Genomic DNA, 18,820 nt, shown 5'->3' on the forward strand with positions numbered 1-18,820 from the left:
AAACTTGAAACTTGAAACTTGAAACTTGAAAGGGAAGTAAGTAGTTGGCTGGGATACCAGGATTTGAACCTGGGAATGGCAGGATCAAAACCTGCTGCCTTACCGCTTGGCGATATCCCAACGCTAAACTTGAGAGTTTTAGTTCCACTTAAGAACATGGTGCGGAAGGAGAGACTTGAACTCTCACAACCGAAGTTACTGGAACCTAAATCCAGCGCGTCTACCAATTCCGCCACTCCCGCATCATTTGTACTAAAAGTACTGGTAGTTATTTTAGACTCTTCATTGAGTATTCTTTATCACTTTAAGAAAGTGGCTGGGATACCAGGATTTGAACCTGGGAATGGCAGGATCAAAACCTGCTGCCTTACCGCTTGGCGATATCCCAACAAAGAATAGCTTGATAGTTTTAGTTCTTATCAAGAACATGGTGCGGAAGGAGAGACTTGAACTCTCACAACCGAAGTTACTGGAACCTAAATCCAGCGCGTCTACCAATTCCGCCACTCCCGCATCATTCGTACTTAAAGTACTGGTAGTTATTTTAAACTCTTCATTGAGCAACAAAAAGAATGGTGGCTAAGACGGGATTTGAACCTGTGACCCCATCATTATGAGTGATGTGCTCTAACCAACTGAGCTACTTAGCCATCTTTTTTGTTAGCACTTCATCGCTGAGTGCGGGGCGTATTATGCTGATATGACCTAAATCCGTCAACACCTTTTTTGCAAAAAAATGCTTATCAGTGTTTGTTTGCATTAAAATTAAGCTAAGTGGCGAAATTTCATTTAAATTGCTGTTTTTTTGACTGCAATTTATGGGTTTAATTCCCAAACGCATCGTAAGAGTTTTAAAACGTACATTTAAAGTTGCTTGATTTTCATACAAAAATCAAGTTTCAAAATTAGTTAGCGTGATCTTTTAGGTGATTTAAACATAAAAAAGCGAAAGCGAATGAATTTATATAGGCTATTTTGTTACTAAGGGGGCTTATTTTTACTTTTAAAATACCCACAATTTGCTAATCGAGCAGTCAACAGTTTGTAAAATGGGGAGCGAGCTTTAGAAGTTCCCCTCAATTAACTGTTGTTATCACTCTTAATAACATAACTCACTGTTCAGCTTGAGTAACATAATACATCACTAAAAAGAGGAAGCAGAAGTATTACTCACCATGCTTTGATGTTTTAGTGAGTTAGTAATATTTAGGCAATAAAAAAGGCTCGTAATAACGAGCCTTTTTTTATAATCGAATGAGCAAATATGCTTATACGTTAAATAAGAAGTTCATCACATCGCCGTCTTTAACGATGTATTCTTTACCTTCTTGACGCATCTTACCAGCTTCTTTAGCACCGCTTTCGCCTTTAAACTCAATGTAGTCGTCAAATGCGATAGTTTGTGCACGAATAAAGCCACGCTCAAAGTCAGTGTGGATTTTACCCGCAGCTTGTGGTGCAGTCGCACCTACTGGGATTGTCCATGCACGTACTTCTTTAACGCCAGCAGTGAAGTAGGTTTGTAATTTAAGTAACTCGTAACCACCACGGATCACTAAGTTAAGACCTGGCTCTTCTAAACCTAGGTCAGCCATAAATTCTAGTTTATCTTCTTCTTCAAGTTCAGATAACTCAGATTCAATCGCTGCACATACTGGAATAACAACCGCATCTTCTGCAGCAGCAATTTCACGTACTTTGTCTAGGTAAGGGTTATTTTCAAAACCATCTTCTGCCACGTTAGCAATATACATGGTAGGTTTGATTGTTAAGAAGTTAAGCGGCTTAATCGCTGCTTTTTCTTCTTTTGTTAGTTCTAAAGAACGTAACGTTAAACCTTCATCTAAGTGTACTTTTACTTTTTCTAAAACAGCATTTTGCTCTTTAGCGTCTTTGTCGCCGCCTTTTGCTTTTTTAGCATTACGAACAATCGCTTTATCAGCACTGTCCATATCAGCAAGTACTAATTCAGTGTTAATTACATCGATATCATCAGCAGGGTCAATTGTGCCAGCAACGTGAACAATGTTTTCGTCTTCAAAACAACGAACAACGTGACCAATCGCATCTGTTTCACGAATGTTTGCTAGGAATTGGTTACCTAAACCTTCACCTTTCGATGCGCCTTTTACTAGACCGGCAATGTCAACGAATTCCATCGTCGTTGGTAAAATACGCTGAGGATTTACGATAGCGGCTAAATCATTCAAGCGCGCATCAGGAACCGGTACCACACCCGTGTTAGGCTCAATGGTACAGAAAGGGAAGTTAGCGGCTTCAATACCCGCTTTAGTTAGTGCATTAAATAGAGTTGATTTACCAACGTTTGGCAAACCAACGATGCCACATTTAAAACCCATAGTAAGATACCTTGTGTAATTTCATTAAAACGGATTAAGGTTTAAATGAATGTAGTCTGTTTTGTGCTTTTAACACACCATCTTTTGCAAGTATTTCCATACAACGAACTGCTTCGTCAACGGCGGCGTCCATTTTTTCTTGATCGTCTTTCGCGGCTTTACCTAGCACCCAGCCTGTTACCATTTCTCGGTGACCTGGATGACCAATGCCAATGCGAAGGCGCATGAAATCTTTTTGGTTTGCCATTTTCGCAATAATATCTTTTAAACCATTGTGACCGCCGTGGCCGCCACCTTTTTTAAGTTTTGCAACCCCAGGATCTAAGTCCATTTCGTCATGAGCAACGAGAATGTTCTCAACAGGGATTTTAAAGAAATTAGCGAGACTACTCACCGCCTTACCACTTAAATTCATATAAGTTGTAGGGATCAGTAATTTAAATTCTTGGCCTTGAATAATCACTTTGCCGGTGAGGCCGTGATATTTAGGATCATGTTTGAGTGTGCAGTTATAACGTGCAGCCAGTTCTTCGATGAACCAAGCACCTGCATTATGGCGTGTGTTTGCGTATTCGGGGCCTGGATTAGCCAGGCCCACAAGCATTTGAATAGAATTCAAGGTGTTTACACCTTAAAAATTATTCTGCAGCGTCTTCTGAAGCTTCTTCTTCAGCTGGAGCTGCTTTGTTAGCTTTAACAGTAACAACTGACTGATCGTGATCAGCGCCTTTAGTTAGCTCAACAGATGCAACACCTGAAGGAAGTTTAAGGTCAGAAAGGTGGATTGAATCACCAGCTACTAAATCTGAAACGTTAACTTCAACGAACTCAGGAAGTGCTTTAGGAAGACACGTGATTTCGATTTCAGTTAATTGGTGAACAACAGTGTTACCAGCTTTAGTTACTTTCTCTTCACCGATGAAGTGTACAGGCACTTTAGTGTGAAGTTTGTGAGTAGCATCTACACGTTGGAAGTCTAAGTGAGTGATCTTAGGCTTGTACGGGTGACGTTGAATATCTTTAAGGATAGCTTCAACTGACTCGCCACCGATGTTTAAAGTAAGGATGTGCGTGTAGAAACCTTCGTCTTCTTGCGCTTTGATCATATCTTTGTGTGCAAGAACGATTGATGCAGCTTCTTTGTCAGCACCGTAAAGGATTGCAGGAACTTTATCTTCACGGCGTAGGCGGCGGCTCGCACCAGTACCTGTTTCTGTACGTAATTCTGCATTGTAAGTGTAAGTTGACATAATGTCTCCAATAATTAATAGTCTTAGGGCCTTTGCGACCAAGGTCCCCAGCCAAAAGGCGCGCTATCATACCACCCCTTTCGGGGAAAATAAATAACGACTACAAAAAAAGCACCTAAGCGGTGCTTTTTTTAGTATTGCAGTAATGTTGATTAGTGTTCAAACATCGCTGAAATAGATTCTTCGTTGCTGATACGACGGATTGTTTCAGCAAGCATATCTGCAAGTGTAAGCACTTTGATTTTATCAATTGCTTTAAGCTCATCAGATAGTGTGATTGAGTCAGTTACGATAACTTCGTCAATAACTGAGTTACGAATGTTCTCAGCTGCATTACCTGAAAGTACAGGGTGAGTAGCATAAGCAAATACGCGTTTTGCACCGTGTTCTTTAAGCGCTGCTGCTGCTTTACATAAAGTGCCACCGGTATCGATCATGTCATCAACGATGATACAGTCACGACCTTCAACGTCACCAATAATGTGCATTACTTGTGAAACGTTTGCTTGTGGACGACGCTTGTCGATAATAGCAAGGTCTGTGTCGTTTAATAGCTTAGCGATTGCACGAGCTCGAACAACACCACCGATATCAGGAGAAACAACAACAACGTCATCGAAGTCGCGTTCTTTCATATCTTCAAGTAGAACTGGGCTACCAAATACGTTATCAACTGGTACGTCGAAGAAACCTTGGATTTGTTCTGCGTGTAAATCAACCGTTAGAACGCGGTCAACACCAACACTTGAAAGGAAATCTGCAACTACTTTAGCTGTAATTGGTACACGAGCAGAACGCACGCGGCGGTCTTGACGTGAATAACCAAAGTAAGGGATAACGGCAGTAATACGTCCAGCAGACGCACGACGTAGGGCATCAACCATAACGATAAGCTCCATTAAGTTATCGTTAGTAGGGTTACAGGTTGATTGGACAATGAAAACGTCAGAGCCACGAACATTTTCATTAATTTGAACACTGATCTCACCGTCACTAAAACGGCCAACAACAGCATCGCCTAATTCAATATACAAACGTTTTGCAACTTTTTGAGCTAGCTCAGGTGTTGCGTTACCAGCGAAGAGCTTCATGTCAGGCACGGTAGGGTTCCTCAGGCACTGAATTTTGGGACTAACAGGCTATGGTAGGCACCAAAGCAGGTTAACATTTACTTGTACGTTACTTCATTTCAAAGTGAGCATTTAATGCTGTATGAGCAGGAGAAAGTGTAGCACTACTTGCAACAAAACCTGTCCATTTTTCTGGTAATTGAGCTAAAACTTGTTGTGCTTGTGCCTCGGTTGAAAACTCAGCAAAGCAGCAAGCGCCTGTACCAGTCATCTTTGACGGGGCGTATTTTAGCAACCACTGCAGGGCTTTTTCAACCTCGGGGCAGAGCTTTTTAACTAAAGCCTCACAATCATTGCCTAAATTTTCTGTTTGCCAGTCTGCTTTTAGCTTAGGTGTGTCGCGCTTTAAATCTGGGTGGGTAAAAATTTTCGCGGTGCTCACATGCTGCCCTGGATGCACCACACAGAACCAACTTTGCGGTAATTCAACATTTTCTAGTTGCTCGCCAATCCCATGCGCAATGGCAGTGTGACCATTTATAAATACTGGTACATCAGCGCCTAATTTCACCCCAAGCTCTGCTAATTCTGTAAGTGATAAATCACAGCCCCATAGTTTATTAAGAGCAAGTAGGGTAGTGGCGGCATCAGATGAGCCACCGCCAACACCACCGCCCATAGGTAAACGTTTTAATAGCTTTATTGAAGCGCCTTGTTGGCAATTACAGTGTTGTTGTAATAAACGGGCTGCTTTATATATAAGGTTATCTGCAAGCTCAATACCGTTTGTATCACCTGTTACAGAAATATCTGGCTCGTTACTAACCGTAAATGTTAAGTCATCACCAAACTCTAAAAAGGTAAATAAGGTTTCGAGTTCATGGTAGCCATCTTCACGGCGACCATTTATATGAAGGAATAAATTAAGTTTTGCAGGTGCTATAAGAGTTAGCGGGGCGGTTGAAGTGTGTGTCATGATTAATTTAACTGCCAATCATTAAGTTGAATTTTAATACGAATTTTATTGTTTTTAAGGCTTAGCTTAACAGGAAGCCAATAACCATCTTGTTTGATGTAATCTGAATAGGTAATCTGCCACTGTTGACCATTGTGAGCTTGCCAAACAAGACTTTTTAAACGGCCTTGCTCATCATAGCTGGCTTGATCGTTCTCGACAGTGCCTTTTAGCCATTTTGCGGCATTATCCAATGGGATTGAAAAACCGGTTAAACGATATAACAACATTGATGCATCACGGTCGGTATAAACATTGTCGTCATACTCAAGTTCAGCACCTTGTGCATTTTGTTTTAAAGACAAAATGCGGGTACCAATAAAACTGGTAAGTACCATGTCACTGTATTGCTCATCATGTTGCCAATTTAAATTGGCTGACTGGCGCTGCTCTGTACTAATAAATGCCATTTTGCCTTGCACTTGCCATTGAGCTTGTTGTTCTAATCGGCTTTTCCAGTCAGGATAAATGTAATCAACTGTTGAAATTTTTTGCGCGCAACCGCCGATAAATAAAAAAAACATGAATAAAATCAAATATTGTTTAATCAAATGTCGTTCCTTACTTTCCATATTCCGCTGATTTTTGGTAAAATTAATGCCTTTACAGCTGGGCTTAGCAATATTTGGTACATATGACCATCGTAGCACTTGGTATAAATCACAAAACCGCATCCGTAGAATTACGCGAAAAAGTCGCGTTTTCGCCTGAGCAAATGTCTGAGGCGTTACAGCAATTAAGTGGTCATGCGCATTTTAATGAAGCGGTTATTGTTTCGACCTGCAACCGAACTGAAATCTATTGTAGCCTTGCCGAGCGTAATTCCCAAACCTTGTTGCACTGGTTAGCCAGTTTCCATGGTTTGGATGAACAAGAACTGAGCAACAATATCTATTACCATGAAGATCACGAAGCAATTAATCACTTAATGCGGGTGTCTTGTGGTCTAGATTCGTTAGTACTTGGCGAGCCGCAAATTTTAGGGCAAATAAAACAAGCCTACCATAATGCAAAAACTCACGATGCCATTGGTGTAACCTTTGACCGCTTGTTTCAAAAAACATTTTCTGTTGCAAAACAAGTTCGTACCGAAACTGACATTGGTGCCAGCGCTGTATCTGTTGCCTATGCCGCGGTTAATCTTGCGAAACATATTTACGGCAAACTAGATAAAACTAATGTACTGCTAATTGGTGCAGGTGAGACGATTGAACTAGTTGCTAAGCACTTATACCAAAACGATCCGCAAAAAATCACGGTGGCAAATCGTACTATTGAACGCGCTAAAACCTTAGCCAGTGAGGTTAACGCGGATGTGATTGCGCTTGCCCAGTTACCTGAGCGTTTACACGACGCCGATATTGTTATTAGTTCAACCGCCAGTACCTTGCCTATTATTGGTAAAGGGGTTGTAGAACAGGCGTTGAAAAAGCGCCGCCACAAACCAATGTTATTTATCGATATTGCGGTACCGCGTGATATCGAAAGCCAAGTAGGCGAATTAGATGCTGCCTATTTGTATTCAGTTGATGACTTACAAGCCATAGTAAGCGAGAATATCGCCGCCCGTGAGCAGGCTGCGGAGCAAGCGCAAGCTATTATTCGCTCACGTACCGATGAATTTGCTATGTGGTTGCGTTCACTCGATTCGGTGGATCTTATTCGCCATTATCGCAACGATGTACAAGATATAAAGTCAGAACTTGTCGAAAAAGCCCTTGGCCAGCTACAAGCAGGTAAAGAGGCAGAAAAAGTAATACTCGAGTTGGCAAACAAACTGACCAACCGCTTGATGCACGCACCTACCCGTGCCATTCAAGATGCTGCTAAAAAAGGTGAAGCAGCGGAGTTAAGCCAATTAAAGAAAATGTTAGGTATTGATCAGGAATAGTCGTTAAATGAAAGAGTCTGTTTATAGAAAATTAGAAACCTTAGTTGAGCGTTATGAGGAAGTGCAAGCGCTACTAAGCGACCCCTCTGTGATCAGCGACCAAAATCGCTTTCGTGCCTTATCTAAAGAATACTCAGAATTAGAAGAAATCGTAAAAGCATTTTTAGCGTACCAACAAGCGCAAGATGATGTTGCTACAGCAGAAGAAATGTTAAAAGACTCTGATCCTGATATGCGTGAAATGGCGCAAGAAGAATACAAAGAAGCAAAAGCACAAATTATTGCATTAGAAGATGAAATCCAAATTCTAATGCTACCAAAAGACCCTAAAGACAATAATAACGTCTATTTAGAGGTTCGTGCCGGTACTGGTGGTGATGAAGCTGCTATTTTCGCAGGTGACTTATTCCGTATGTACAGCCGCTACGCTGAAACTAAAAAGTGGAAAGTAGAGGTAGTAAGTACTAACGAAGGTGAGCACGGCGGTTATAAAGAAGTCATTGCGCATATCTCTGGCGAAGGCGTGTATGGTCAGCTTAAGTTTGAATCAGGTGCGCACCGTGTACAACGTGTACCAGAGACTGAGTCGCAAGGCCGTGTTCATACCTCAGCTTGTACTGTAGCCGTTATGGCAGAAATTCCTGAAGCGGAAGCAATTGAAATTAACCCTGCTGATATCAAAGTCGATACTTTCCGTGCATCGGGTGCCGGTGGTCAGCACGTAAATAAAACTGACTCAGCAATCCGTATTACACACATTCCAACGGGTGTGGTTGTAGAGTGTCAGGATGAGCGTTCACAGCATAAAAACCGTGCCAAAGCGATGTCTGTACTAGGTGCACGTTTACAACGAGCTGAAGATGAAAAGCGTCAAGCGGCTGAAGCGTCAGAACGTCGTAACCTAGTAGGTAGTGGTGACCGCTCTGAGCGTATTCGTACTTATAACTACCCGCAAGGTCGTATTACCGATCACCGTATTAATTTAACACTTTATCGTTTGAATGAAGTGGTTGCCGGTGATTTAGGAAGTGTTATCGAACCTCTAATGCAAGAACACCAAGCTGACTTACTTGCTGCGATGGGCGATGAATAATCGTGCCGCAAAGCATTGAACAAGCAATTGTTGCTGCAACGGCGTTATTAACGCCTAGCAGTGACAGTGCTAAGTTAGACGCACAAGTCCTGTTATTATCCATTCTTGATAAACCTCGTAGCTACTTATTTACCTGGCCCGAAAAACAACTTACCGAACAGCAGCAACTTGATTTTGAACAAGCATGTCAGCGTCGTTTAAATGGTGAACCAGTTGCTCACATTGTTGGTTTCCGTGAATTTTGGAGTCTTCCTTTAAAGGTTAATCCAACAACTCTGATCCCAAGACCTGATACCGAAACGTTAGTTGAATATGCTTTAAGCCTTGAGTTACCTACTACTGCAAACGTGCTTGACTTAGGCACTGGCACAGGGGCAATTGCCTTGGCATTAGCCAGTGAAATGCCTAATTGGCAGGTGACAGGGGTTGATAGAGTGGCTGATGCAGTTGAGCTTGCCAAAGAGAATAAACAACGACTCAATATTAACAACGCCACTTTTGCGTTGAGCAATTGGTTTAGTGCAGTAAGCACACAAAAGTTTGACCTAATTGTTAGCAATCCTCCGTATATTGAACATGATGATGAGCATTTAAGCCAAGGTGATGTTCGCTTTGAACCGCTCTCTGCATTAGTTGCAGATGACGACGGTATGGCTGATATAAAACAAATTATTACTATCGCACGTGACTATTTAGCAACAAATGGCTATCTTTTAATTGAGCATGGCTACAAACAAAGTGTGAAGGTACAAGAATTTTTTGCACAAATGTCGTATAGCCATATACTTACAATTAAAGATCTTGGCGGTAATGACCGTGTAACGTTAGCACAATGGCCTAAATAACAATTAAGTGCACTGTGCGTACATAGCCTTTGAGGATCCCATAGAATGGATGATTTTTTGTTTTCGGATGAAGCACTTGATGAAGTAAATGAGGTGGTTCAGGGTAGTTGGAAAGTCATCGTCGTAGATGACGAGCCAGAAGTACATGCCGTAACAAAGCTTGCGTTGAGTGACTTTGAATTTCAAGATAAACGTTTAGAGTTTATTAGCGCCTATTCGGGTGAAGAAGCCAAGCAGGTTATTCAACAGCATCCAGATGCGGCTATCGTATTACTCGATGTGGTTATGGAAACCGACGATGCAGGTCTCAAAGTCGCTAAGTTTATTCGCGAAACCGCAAAAAATAATCACATTCGTATCATTCTTCGTACAGGCCAGCCTGGGCAAGCGCCAGAGCGTCAAGTTATCGTTAATTACGATATCAATGACTACAAATCAAAGACTGAATTAACAGCACAAAAACTATTCACTGTGGTGATGTCGAGCTTACGTTCTTACCGTGACATTTTATCGATTGAGCAATCTCGCCAAGGCCTTGAAAAAATTATTAAAGCATCGCGAAATATTTTCTCGACTCATTCACTAGAGAGCTTTATTGAAGGGGTGATGCAGCAACTTACCTCATTGCTAGGTACTGTTGATCAAGCTATGTATGCAACAAGTTTAGTTGCCAGTAACCCGCAAGATAACCAAAAGAAGCTTGTGGTTTTTTCAGGGCGAGGTGAGTTTGAACGCAGTGAAGGCAAGGCGATTGAAGAAGTGCTCGATGAGGAGCAATTACAAGCCTGCCAACAAGCACTGAGCGAAAAAACCATCGTCTACCGTGAAAACTATTTATTTGCTTATTGCTGTAGTGAATGTAATCACAACTCGATGTTATTTATTTCCGGTATCCCGAAGCATTTAACCGACACTCAGCGCCATTTGATTGAAATTTTCTCGCAAAATGTACAGCTGGCGTATGAAAATGTGCAGCTACAATCTGAAATTGAAGCAACACAGCAAGAGTTAGTATTTAGACTTAGTGAAGCATTAGAGCAACGTTCAACAGAAACCGGTAATCATGTAAAACGTGTATCGCACATTTGTTATGAACTTGCCATGGGCTATGGTCTATCAAAACGCGAAGCAGAGCTTATTCGCTTAGCTGCGCCACTGCATGATGTAGGCAAAGTGGGTATTCCTGATGCTATCTTAAATAAGCCTGGGCCTCTAACCGACGAAGAGTGGGCCATCATGCAACAGCATGCTGAAAAAGGTCATTTAATTTTAAAAGGCTCAAATCGTGACATTGTTAATACTGGGGCGATTATTGCGTTATCGCACCATGAGCGTTGGGATGGTTCAGGCTATCCGAAAGGTTTAAAAGGTGATGACATTCCAATTGCTGGTCGCATTGTCGCTTTAGCTGATGTGTTTGATGCACTGCGCCATAAGCGCTGTTATAAAGAGCCGTGGTCACTTGACGATGTAGTTAAAGAAATTAATGCGCAACAGGGTAAACAATTTGATCCTAAGCTAATCGAAGTGTTTAATCAGCGTGTTAAAGAAATTGAAGACGTACTTGTACGTTATCCAGATTAATTAAAATAAAATTAGGGGCATATGGATTATTTAGCAGTAAAACATACTCACATGTTATTTGCCGTGTTGAGTATTATCTTATTTTACGTTCGTTCTTTTTCACGCTTAAAGACGGGCGCTCTGGCAAAAAATAAAGTGGTGTTTATTGGCAGCCACAGTATCGACACCTTATTACTTGTTTCTGCCGTGGCATTGATTGTAATGGCAGGTTTTAACCCACTTGAACAATCTTGGTTATTAGAAAAGATAATCTTAGTGGTAGCTTATATTGTACTAGGTATTGTTGCAGCTAAGCAAAGCGCACAAAGCGCGAAGGTTATATTACTTGCTATAACCACGCTTATTTTATTAGCAATTGGTTATTTAGCGTCTGCAAAAACAGCACTTCTTTTATAACAAATCTCTAGGCGGTATTTGATGGCATTGGCTGTTGTACCGCTTTTTTATATCTAATCGCTCAGTATTGGTAACTTAGGGCAAAAGTAGGTAAACTAGCTGTTCGTTTTTGAAAGAGATGTAGCAGTATAAATGACCACCCCTTGGTTTGAAGATCAAAATGAATCCTATCAAGATGAGGCCTTTGACGCATTTTCTTCTAAAGTGCTTTATCGTTGTATCGACGCCGAATTAAAGTGGGACCAACAAGCTGATTTAACAGCCTGTTATGACACCCTTAATGAGCTTGAAAATACGGTAACAGCTCTTTGCGCTGAATTAAAAGAGCCACATGAGCGTCTCGATAAGTTACTTGATACCTTTTATCAGCAATGGCTGTTTAGCTCATCAAGCTTAAAAGTGCCTGAGTATACGTTAAATAGTTTTAGCTACACCATTACCATGCGCAGTGGCACACAAACCACGCTGGCAATTTTACTTTGTCATTTATTACAGCATGCTGAACTAGACGCCACAGTCACGCTTAGTCAGGGAGACGTGCACGTTCACGTTGGCATGAGTGATGAAGAAGGTTATTTAATTGAGCCAAGCACAGGTCAGCAGAGCTGGTATATAACACCAGAGAATGCCTGTGAAGAAAATGGCGATGAGCAAGAACCGCTTGAACTGATTTTTGAAGAAGAGCTGTATAAGCTGTATCTAGCTCAACAAAAATGGTCGTTTATCAGCGAAAGTAAATTTGGCCATGCTTTGCATTGTGTAGAAATGCTGATGGAATTACTTGGTGATGACCCGTATGAGCGTCGTGACCGCGGCTATTTACTTAATCAGCTAGATTGCCCAAAAATGGCACGTGATGATTTGCAGTACTTTGTTAATGAGTGCCCAGATGATCCTGCTATCGAAGTTATTCAGCATCAAATTGCTGAAATAGAAGACAACAATAATACACACCACTAATTTAAAGGAACATTTATGACTGACGCCCACAGTGCGCTAATTACCAATGACGCAGTCGTACTTGGTTTGCTTGCCGTTATTTTGGGGTTTATTTTTAAAACCTCGCACAGTAATAATGCTGCCTGCCAAAAATTTTATAAATATGTACCGGCATTATTGCTTTGCTACTTTTTACCATCATTACTCAATACCTTTGGTATTGTTGATGGCCATTCTTCAAATGTATATTTTGTGGCGTCGCGCTATTTACTACCAGCTTGCTTGATATTGCTTACTATTAGTATTGATTTAAAAGCGATCTTAAACCTCGGGCCAAAAGCATTAATCATGTTTTTAACAGGCACCATGGGTATTGTTATCGGTGGTCCACTGGCTATCTTAGTGATGAGTGCCGTTTATCCAGAAGCGGTGGGTGGTCATGGCCCTGATGCTGTTTGGCGTGGTATGACGACCATCGCCGGTAGCTGGATTGGTGGCGGTGCAAACCAAGCTTCAATGAAAGAAATGTTTGAAGTAGGCGGCGATATCTTCTCTGCAATGGTGACTGTTGACGTAATTGTGGCTAACTTATGGATGGCTGTACTGTTATTAATGGCAGCAAACCATAAGGCGATTGATGCTAAAACAGGCGCAGATACGCGTGCAATTGAAGATTTAAAAGAGCGCGTAGAAAAGTATCACGCTGAGCATGCGCGCATGCCTACCTTAAATGATTACATGACAATTATTGCAATTGCCTTTGGTATTACAGGCCTGGCGCATTTTTGTGCTGACTTTTTAGGTCCGTTTTTTGGGGCTAACTTCCCATGGGCACAAGAGTACAGTTTAAACAGTAAATTCTTTTGGTTAATCGTTATCTCTACCACAATTGGTATTAGTTTATCGTTTACTAAAGTTCGCCATATTGAAGCCTTTGGCGCTTCAAAAGTAGCATCAAGCTTTTTGTATATTCTTGTTGCTTCAATTGGCTTACACATGAATATTACCGCGATTTTTGACTCGCCAATGTACTTTGTACTCGGTGTTATTTGGATGATTACTCACGCAAGCTTAATGCTTATTGTGGCGAAACTAATTAAAGCACCACTTTTTTATATGGCAGTAGGCTCTCAAGCCAATGTAGGCGGCGCGGCATCAGCACCTGTTGTCGCATCAGCATTCCACCCATCACTTGCGCCAGTAGGTGTTTTACTTGCTGTTTTAGGCTATGGTGTAGGTACTTACATGGCTTATATTTGTGGATTAATGCTACAAGCTGTTGCACCTTAAGGAATAGAAATGAACAACCAGTTAATTAAAATTAACGAGATTGAATTAGCCAACGACAAACCATTTGTATTGTTTGGCGGTATGAACGTACTTGAATCACGTGATTTAGCGATGCGTATTGCGGAGCATTATGTAGAAGTTACATCAAAGCTAAACATTCCATACGTGTTTAAAGCCTCTTTTGATAAAGCTAATCGCTCTTCAATTAATTCATACCGAGGCCCTGGTATGGAAGAAGGTTTAAAAATCTTTGAAGAAATTAAATCTACTTTTAATGTGCCACTGATCACTGACGTACATGAGCCGCATCAAGCAGCTCCTGTAGCTGAAGTAGTTGATGTAATTCAGTTGCCAGCATTTCTTGCTCGTCAAACTGACTTAGTTGTTGCTATGGCAAAAACGGGCGCTATTATCAATGTGAAAAAGCCACAGTTTTTAGCTCCACACGAAATGCGTCATATCATTAAAAAGTTTAATGAAGCGGGCAACAACAATGTTGCACTGTGTGAGCGTGGCACCAGCTTTGGTTATAACAACCTTGTGGTTGATATGCTTGGTATGGATGACATGAAACCAATGGCACCGGTTATCTTTGATGCTACACATGCATTACAACGCCCAGGTGGCCGAGCTGACTCTGCGGATGGTCGTCGTGCGCAAGCTGCAGAACTTGCTCGCAGTGGTATGGCATTAGGCATTGCGGGTTTATTTATTGAAGCGCACCCTAATCCGAATGAAGCAAAATGTGATGGTCCATGTGCACTAGCACTAAGCAAGCTAGAAGGTTATTTATCGCAAATGAAAGCGGTTGATGACTTAGTTAAAAGCTTTGCACCACTCGATACCAGCGCAAGCGATTTATAATATAAGTATATAAGTATGAAAAAGGCGACCATGGTCGCCTTTTTTTATTTGTATCGCTATAATCGACGCATAAGAAAAACTAATTATAAGTTTGGTGTTTATGTCTCGTCGTTTACCTCCTTTAAATGCACTAAAAGCATTCGAAGCCGCTGCCCGCCATTTGAGCTTTACCAAAGCAGCAGAAGAGCTATATGTAACGCAGGCCGCGGTAAGCCACCAAATTAAAACCCTTGAAGAGCATTTAGGTTTAAAGCTGTTTTTACGTAAGAATCGTTCTTTGCTGTTAACCGAAGAAGGGCAAGGCTACTTTTTAGATATTAAAGAAATTTTTACCCAGCTGATTGATGCCACAGAAAAACTACTTGCCCGAGGCGCGAAAGGTTCATTAACGGTAAGTTTAACGCCAAGCTTTGCGATTCAATGGTTAGTACCCAGACTTAGTTTATTTAATGAATTACATCCAGAAATCGACGTGCGAATTAAGGCGCAAGATCAGGATGAAAATTCACTTTCTGACGATGTAGATATTGCTATTTATTATGGTCGTGGCCACTGGAGCGGGGTGCAGACATATAAACTGCACACTGAATACCTAGTGCCTTTATGTAGCCCATTGTTGTTAACGGGCCCTAAGCCGCTTAATCAACCTAGTGATTTAGCAAATCATACCTTATTGCATGATACCACCCGTAAAAATTGGAAAACCTGGATGAAAACGGCAGGTGTACGTAATGTACAAGTTCACCAAGGGCCGATTTTTAGTCACTCATCAATGGTATTGCAAGCTGCGGTTCATGGGCAGGGGGTTGCAATTGGTAATAGCGTTTTAGCAAAGCCTGATATTGATGCGGGCCGACTCGTCATTCCATTTAGTCACTCATTAGAAAGTAAAAATGCTTATTATTTAGTGATCCGCGAATCGCAAACAGAGCTTGGCAAAATAGTCTCTTTCAAAGACTGGATGCTGAGCTTAGTTGAACAAGAACAAGAGTATTAACATGTTACAGTGGTTTAAAAGTGCAACGGGCAAGGCGCGTGCACAGTTTATATTTGCCCATGGTGCAGGGGCAGGCAGTGATTCTGAGTTTATGCAAACAATGGCTAACTTGATTAGTCAGCATGGGATTGATGTAGCCTTGTTTGATTTTCAGTATATGCAAATTGCAAAAGAAACAGGCAAGCGTAGACCACCCGAGCGTGCTCCTAAGTTACTTGCCTACTTTAGTGAAGTTTTAGCCGAGTGTCAGCCAGAATTACCGCTATTTATTGGTGGTAAATCTATGGGTGGGCGTATGGCTTCGATGCTTTGTACTGAGCAGGAGCAAGCTCAAATTGCTGGTGTAGTGGCTTTTGGCTATCCGTTTCACCCACCGGGTAAACCCGAAAAACTTCGCATAGACCATTTTGTTGATATGCCATGCCCTTTTTTAGTCCTGCAAGGTGAGCGTGATACGTTTGGTAATCAGCAAGAACTCGCTGAGCTTGAAATGGTTAATCCGCCAGAAATTAAATTTCTCAAAGATGGTGACCACTCATTAAAACCACGTAAAAAAAGCGGCATTACAGAACAAGAAAACTTACAGCAAGCTGCAGATTATGCAGCACAGTTTATTATGAATTTAGCGGCTGGAGATGCGCAATGATCAAACTATATTTAATGATTGGTAGCTTATTTTGCATGCTTTCGGTAATGCTTGGCGCATTTGCTGCTCATGGTTTAAAAAGCCGCGTTTCTGAGTATGCGATTGGAATTTTTAAAACCGCTGCTGAATACCAAATGGTGCATGGCCTTGCATTGATAGCAATTGCTATCTTAATTAAGTGGGGCATGAACTTAAGCTGGGCTGGTGGATTTTTTATCGCAGGTACCGTGTTATTTAGCGGTAGTTTGTATTTACTCGCACTTACGGGCATGAAGTGGCTTGGGCCTATCACCCCAATTGGCGGTGTTTGTTTTATTATTGGTTGGGCTATTTTGTTAGTTCAAGCAGCACGATATAAGTTTTAAGGGTTATCTATGTCGAGTGTAGTTATTTATTGTCGCAGTGGTTTTGAAAATGATGCCGCTGCTGAAATTACTTTTCAGGCTGCTGAACAAGGCTTTGCAGGTTACGTAAAAACAAAACCAAATACGGGTATTGTTGTTTACGAATGTTTTGATGCAAGCCATGGTGAAGAAATCATCAAAAAAGTAGATTTCAAAAATATGGTATTTGCTCGCCAATGGTTTACTGGCACCTTAGTCGATAACATGCCACTTGAAGACCGCGTTAGTGCTATTGTTGATACTGCCGCTGAGTTTCCTGAATGCGGTGACCTACGCGTAGAAACGCCAGATACCAATGAAGGTAAAGAGCTGAGTAAGTTCTGCAAAAAGATTTCTACACCTCTGAAAAAATCGCTTGAAAAGCGCTCGAAGGTAACACGCGAAATTGCTGAGAAAAAACCAGTTATGCATGTGTTATTTTTAGCAAACGACAGTGCTTATGTTGGCTACTCATACACATTTAATAATTCGCCTTTCTTTATGGGCATTCCGCGTTTACGTATGCCTAATGATGCGCCGAGCCGCTCAACATTGAAACTTGATGAAGCCTTTAACGTATTTATTCCACCCCATGAAGCTGAAGAGCGTATGCAACCTGGCATGCGAGGGGTTGATTTAGGCGCTTGCCCAGGTGGTTGGACTTATCAGCTGGTGCGCCGTGGGATGTTTGTAAGCGCAATTGATAACGGCCCTATGAATGATGACTTGATGGAAACTGGTCAGGTAAAACACTTTAGAGTAGATGGTTTTAAATACCGCCCTGAAAAGCGCAATATTCAATGGTTAGTGTGTGACATGGTGGAAAAGCCAGCAAAAGTGACTAACCTTATGATTGACTGGGCGGTGAACGCCTACGCAAAAGAGCTCATTTTTAATCTTAAACTACCGATGAAAAAACGCTTTGATAGCGTTTACGAATGTTTAAAAATGATTAAAGAAGAGCTTGATAAATATGGCGTAAGTTACGAACTACAAGCTAAGCACTTATATCATGACCGTGAAGAAGTCACGGTTCATTTAAATGTAACTAAGGTGCCACAAAGCCTTTACAGTTAATATTAATTTGAAATTTAAAAGGCCAATAGCTCACACTATTGGCCTTTTTATTAGGTATCAGAAAACCTAAATTTTAACGGTATTTACTACGGTAATTATCGACCCATAATCGTGTGCCACCGCAAACAGCAACGGGCATAACAATTAGGTTTACGAATGGGATAGCTGTTAAAATCATGACAGCTAAACCAAAACCATAAGAAAGTGTTTGCTTTTGCTTTAAGTCGTCTTTCATTTCATTAAAGCTAATTTTATGGTTATCGAATGCGTAGTCTTCGTATTGCACCGCATACATCCAACAGGTGAATAGCACCCATAAAACTTGCCCGATCACAGGTAAAATCCACAGTAAAATAAAAAATCCTATGGCACGTGGCAGGTAATAGCATAGTTTTGTCCACTCACGGCCGAGCATGCGTGGCACATCTTTCATTGTATCGAAAAGGCTATCGTCATTAATTTTTTGCCCAGTTAAGTAAAGCTCGACTTTTTCACTGAGTAGGCCGTTGAATGGGGCTGCTATAAAATTAGTGATAACCGTGAAGAGCATGCTGTAACTAAATAAAATCACCAGCACGGCAATCGGCCACATTAGCCATTCGAGCCAGCTAAGCCATTCGGGTAATAACGAGTTCATATAAGCGAAGCCATCGGTAAGCCAGCCATATAAAAAGAACAGCGAACTACCAAAAAGCAGGATATTGATTAATAAAGGAATAAGTACAAAACGTTTCAACCCCTTTTGGCTAATTAATTTAAAGCCAGAAAAGAAGTATTCCATACCTTGAGTGAACTGCACGAGAAAACCTCATCTTTTTTCTTGTTGTTTGCAGTATAGGGTTTTAACGATATTTGAACAGCTTTTTTCCGTAACAAAGTGTTTAACCCTTTACATGGACAGTCACTACATATAAGTGCTCTTGCAGTACAAAAGTTTTTGTCTACACTTTAGTTACAGCTAATGTATTTCAAATTATCAGTTCAAGGAGTGGACGATGGCTTTAGCAAGGAAGCGGCAAATCTGTTTGTCGAACACCAAATACTATCACTGCGTATCCCGTTGCGTTAGACGTGCTTACCTTTGTGGAGAAGACGCACTCACTGGTAAATCATATGAACA

At 41.3% G+C, this 18,820-nt stretch carries 19 protein-coding genes, 5 tRNA genes and 1 pseudogene; 13 read left to right on the forward strand and 12 right to left on the reverse strand.

Annotation, left to right across the window (positions count from 1 at the left end; translation table 11 throughout):
- Window positions 1-45 precede the first annotated feature (45 nt).
- The 11 genes from HUS62_RS07170 to lolB form a co-directional block, all read right to left on the reverse strand.
- A tRNA-Gln gene (locus tag HUS62_RS07170) sits at window positions 46-120 on the reverse strand.
- 37 nt (window positions 121-157) lie between these two features.
- Window positions 158-242: transfer RNA gene (locus HUS62_RS07175), tRNA-Leu, on the reverse strand.
- A gap of 71 nt (window positions 243-313) precedes the next feature.
- Window positions 314-388 (reverse strand) — tRNA-Gln (locus HUS62_RS07180).
- Window positions 389-428: 40 nt separating this feature from the next.
- A tRNA-Leu gene (locus HUS62_RS07185) sits at window positions 429-513 on the reverse strand.
- A gap of 60 nt (window positions 514-573) precedes the next feature.
- Window positions 574-650: transfer RNA gene (locus tag HUS62_RS07190), tRNA-Met, on the reverse strand.
- 618 nt (window positions 651-1,268) lie between these two features.
- Complete coding sequence (ychF, locus tag HUS62_RS07195) at window positions 1,269-2,360, reverse strand: redox-regulated ATPase YchF (protein ID WP_055022130.1); 1,092 nt, start codon at window positions 2,358-2,360, stop codon at window positions 1,269-1,271.
- Between the two features lie 34 nt (window positions 2,361-2,394).
- Complete coding sequence (gene pth / locus HUS62_RS07200) at window positions 2,395-2,979, reverse strand: aminoacyl-tRNA hydrolase (protein WP_130167045.1); 585 nt, start codon at window positions 2,977-2,979, stop codon at window positions 2,395-2,397.
- Window positions 2,980-2,998: 19 nt separating this feature from the next.
- Entirely contained in the window at window positions 2,999-3,610 is a 612-nt protein-coding gene (locus HUS62_RS07205; protein WP_130167046.1) for a 50S ribosomal protein L25/general stress protein Ctc, read from the reverse strand.
- A 152-nt stretch (window positions 3,611-3,762) separates the two neighbouring features.
- Window positions 3,763-4,710, reverse strand: coding sequence for a ribose-phosphate pyrophosphokinase (locus HUS62_RS07210; RefSeq protein ID WP_054551652.1), 948 nt, complete (start codon window positions 4,708-4,710; stop codon window positions 3,763-3,765).
- Window positions 4,711-4,789: 79 nt separating this feature from the next.
- Complete coding sequence (ispE, locus tag HUS62_RS07215) at window positions 4,790-5,656, reverse strand: 4-(cytidine 5'-diphospho)-2-C-methyl-D-erythritol kinase (RefSeq protein WP_175079010.1); 867 nt, start codon at window positions 5,654-5,656, stop codon at window positions 4,790-4,792.
- A gap of 2 nt (window positions 5,657-5,658) precedes the next feature.
- Window positions 5,659-6,246, reverse strand: coding sequence for a lipoprotein insertase outer membrane protein LolB (lolB, locus tag HUS62_RS07220; protein WP_175079011.1), 588 nt, complete (start codon window positions 6,244-6,246; stop codon window positions 5,659-5,661).
- 83 nt (window positions 6,247-6,329) lie between these two features.
- On the opposite strand from lolB, the gene hemA reads away from it, so the two are divergent.
- The 12 genes from hemA to rlmM all read left to right on the forward strand — a co-directional run bounded on the left by hemA (window position 6,330) and on the right by rlmM (window position 17,700).
- Entirely contained in the window at window positions 6,330-7,586 is a 1,257-nt protein-coding gene (gene hemA / locus HUS62_RS07225) for a glutamyl-tRNA reductase (RefSeq protein WP_063528692.1), read from the forward strand.
- 7 nt (window positions 7,587-7,593) lie between these two features.
- Window positions 7,594-8,679: a peptide chain release factor 1 gene (gene prfA, locus HUS62_RS07230; protein ID WP_175079012.1), complete on the forward strand. Its 1,086-nt coding sequence runs from the start codon at window positions 7,594-7,596 to the stop codon at window positions 8,677-8,679.
- Window positions 8,680-8,681: 2 nt separating this feature from the next.
- On the forward strand, window positions 8,682-9,524 hold the full coding sequence (gene prmC / locus HUS62_RS07235) for a peptide chain release factor N(5)-glutamine methyltransferase (RefSeq protein WP_175079013.1): 843 nt from the start codon (window positions 8,682-8,684) through the stop codon (window positions 9,522-9,524).
- Between the two features lie 45 nt (window positions 9,525-9,569).
- Window positions 9,570-11,108: a DUF3369 domain-containing protein gene (locus HUS62_RS07240; RefSeq protein WP_054561813.1), complete on the forward strand. Its 1,539-nt coding sequence runs from the start codon at window positions 9,570-9,572 to the stop codon at window positions 11,106-11,108.
- Between the two features lie 21 nt (window positions 11,109-11,129).
- Window positions 11,130-11,504: a SirB2 family protein gene (locus HUS62_RS07245; RefSeq protein WP_175079014.1), complete on the forward strand. Its 375-nt coding sequence runs from the start codon at window positions 11,130-11,132 to the stop codon at window positions 11,502-11,504.
- A 132-nt stretch (window positions 11,505-11,636) separates the two neighbouring features.
- Window positions 11,637-12,464 (forward strand): tetratricopeptide repeat protein, encoded by an 828-nt coding sequence (locus tag HUS62_RS07250; protein ID WP_054561811.1) that lies wholly within the window; start codon window positions 11,637-11,639, stop codon window positions 12,462-12,464.
- Window positions 12,465-12,479: 15 nt separating this feature from the next.
- On the forward strand, window positions 12,480-13,733 hold the full coding sequence (locus tag HUS62_RS07255; protein ID WP_063528688.1) for a DUF819 domain-containing protein: 1,254 nt from the start codon (window positions 12,480-12,482) through the stop codon (window positions 13,731-13,733).
- Between the two features lie 9 nt (window positions 13,734-13,742).
- On the forward strand, window positions 13,743-14,597 hold the full coding sequence (gene kdsA, locus HUS62_RS07260) for a 3-deoxy-8-phosphooctulonate synthase (protein WP_054561809.1): 855 nt from the start codon (window positions 13,743-13,745) through the stop codon (window positions 14,595-14,597).
- Window positions 14,598-14,697: 100 nt separating this feature from the next.
- A complete protein-coding gene (locus tag HUS62_RS07265; protein ID WP_175079015.1) occupies window positions 14,698-15,594 on the forward strand; it encodes a transcriptional regulator GcvA in 897 nt (298 codons plus the stop codon).
- Between the two features lies 1 nt (window position 15,595).
- Window positions 15,596-16,240, forward strand: a complete 645-nt coding sequence (locus HUS62_RS07270) for an alpha/beta family hydrolase (RefSeq protein WP_175079016.1) — start codon at window positions 15,596-15,598, stop codon at window positions 16,238-16,240.
- Window positions 16,237-16,605, forward strand: a complete 369-nt coding sequence (locus tag HUS62_RS07275) for a DUF423 domain-containing protein (protein WP_054551639.1) — start codon at window positions 16,237-16,239, stop codon at window positions 16,603-16,605. The genes HUS62_RS07270 and HUS62_RS07275 overlap by 4 nt, the downstream gene beginning before the upstream one ends.
- 9 nt (window positions 16,606-16,614) lie before the next feature.
- Window positions 16,615-17,700, forward strand: coding sequence for a 23S rRNA (cytidine(2498)-2'-O)-methyltransferase RlmM (gene rlmM / locus HUS62_RS07280; protein ID WP_175079017.1), 1,086 nt, complete (start codon window positions 16,615-16,617; stop codon window positions 17,698-17,700).
- Between the two features lie 73 nt (window positions 17,701-17,773).
- On the opposite strand, the gene cysZ is transcribed toward rlmM, so the two are convergent.
- On the reverse strand, window positions 17,774-18,481 hold the full coding sequence (gene cysZ, locus HUS62_RS07285; RefSeq protein ID WP_220094984.1) for a sulfate transporter CysZ: 708 nt from the start codon (window positions 18,479-18,481) through the stop codon (window positions 17,774-17,776).
- 214 nt (window positions 18,482-18,695) lie between these two features.
- Here cysZ and HUS62_RS23075 point away from each other — a divergent pair.
- Window positions 18,696-18,820, forward strand: a pseudogene (locus HUS62_RS23075) (transposase); the annotation flags it as partial.

The organism is Pseudoalteromonas sp. 0303, assembly GCF_013349995.1.
Taxonomy (GTDB): Bacteria; Pseudomonadota; Gammaproteobacteria; order Enterobacterales; family Alteromonadaceae; genus Pseudoalteromonas.

What these genes read in the sequence shown, in the direction of transcription:
- ychF (WP_055022130.1), bottom strand. Translation starts at nt 2,360, where the DNA reads ATGGGTTTTAAATGTGGCATCGTTGGTTTGCCAAACGTTGGTAAATCA.
- HUS62_RS07205 (WP_130167046.1), bottom strand. Translation starts at nt 3,610, where the DNA reads ATGTCAACTTACACTTACAATGCAGAATTACGTACAGAAACAGGTACT.
- ispE (WP_175079010.1), bottom strand. Translation starts at nt 5,656, where the DNA reads ATGACACACACTTCAACCGCCCCGCTAACTCTTATAGCACCTGCAAAA.
- hemA (WP_063528692.1), top strand. Translation starts at nt 6,330, where the DNA reads ATGACCATCGTAGCACTTGGTATAAATCACAAAACCGCATCCGTAGAA.
- prfA (WP_175079012.1), top strand. Translation starts at nt 7,594, where the DNA reads ATGAAAGAGTCTGTTTATAGAAAATTAGAAACCTTAGTTGAGCGTTAT.
- HUS62_RS07240 (WP_054561813.1), top strand. Translation starts at nt 9,570, where the DNA reads ATGGATGATTTTTTGTTTTCGGATGAAGCACTTGATGAAGTAAATGAG.
- HUS62_RS07245 (WP_175079014.1), top strand. Translation starts at nt 11,130, where the DNA reads ATGGATTATTTAGCAGTAAAACATACTCACATGTTATTTGCCGTGTTG.
- HUS62_RS07250 (WP_054561811.1), top strand. Translation starts at nt 11,637, where the DNA reads ATGACCACCCCTTGGTTTGAAGATCAAAATGAATCCTATCAAGATGAG.
- HUS62_RS07255 (WP_063528688.1), top strand. Translation starts at nt 12,480, where the DNA reads ATGACTGACGCCCACAGTGCGCTAATTACCAATGACGCAGTCGTACTT.
- kdsA (WP_054561809.1), top strand. Translation starts at nt 13,743, where the DNA reads ATGAACAACCAGTTAATTAAAATTAACGAGATTGAATTAGCCAACGAC.
- HUS62_RS07265 (WP_175079015.1), top strand. Translation starts at nt 14,698, where the DNA reads ATGTCTCGTCGTTTACCTCCTTTAAATGCACTAAAAGCATTCGAAGCC.
- HUS62_RS07270 (WP_175079016.1), top strand. Translation starts at nt 15,596, where the DNA reads ATGTTACAGTGGTTTAAAAGTGCAACGGGCAAGGCGCGTGCACAGTTT.
- HUS62_RS07275 (WP_054551639.1), top strand. Translation starts at nt 16,237, where the DNA reads ATGATCAAACTATATTTAATGATTGGTAGCTTATTTTGCATGCTTTCG.
- rlmM (WP_175079017.1), top strand. Translation starts at nt 16,615, where the DNA reads ATGTCGAGTGTAGTTATTTATTGTCGCAGTGGTTTTGAAAATGATGCC.
- cysZ (WP_220094984.1), bottom strand. Translation starts at nt 18,481, where the DNA reads ATGGAATACTTCTTTTCTGGCTTTAAATTAATTAGCCAAAAGGGGTTG.